Raw genomic sequence first — 459 nt, forward strand, 5'->3', positions numbered from 1 at the left:
GCGACCATTTCGTCAAGACCGTCGACGGCCAGACCTACGTAGGCCCAGTCTGGCCGGGACCCTCCGTGTTTCCCGACTTTACCCGCGCCCAGACCCGCGACTGGTGGGGCGGCCTCTATCGCGCCTTCCACGACCAGGGCGTGGCCGGCTTCTGGAACGACATGAACGAGCCGGCGGTGTTCGTCCCGTCCAAGACCATGCCGACCAATGTGGTTCACCGCATCGACGAGCCGGGCTTTGCGCCGCGCACAGCCATCCACGCCGAGATCCACAACGTGTTCGGCATGCAGAATTCCCGCGCCACCTACGAGGGCCTCCTGACGATCGCCCCCGACGAGCGGCCCTTCGTGCTGACCCGCGCCAGCTACGCCGGCGGCCAGCGCTACGCCGCCACCTGGACCGGCGACAACAGCCCCACCTGGGCGCACCTGACGCTGTCCACCAGCATGACGCTCAATC

At 67.8% G+C, this 459-nt stretch carries 1 protein-coding gene; it reads left to right on the plus strand.

Going from position 1 to position 459, the window contains the following annotated elements:
* Positions 1-459: TIM-barrel domain-containing protein (locus tag AACY52_RS30975; RefSeq protein ID WP_339561491.1), on the plus strand; the 459-nt coding region annotated here is incomplete at both ends.

The sequence above is a fragment of the Pseudomonas sp. EA_65y_Pfl1_P113 genome, from assembly GCF_963970525.1.
GTDB classification, from domain to species: domain Bacteria; phylum Pseudomonadota; class Gammaproteobacteria; order Pseudomonadales; family Pseudomonadaceae; genus Aquipseudomonas; species Aquipseudomonas tritici.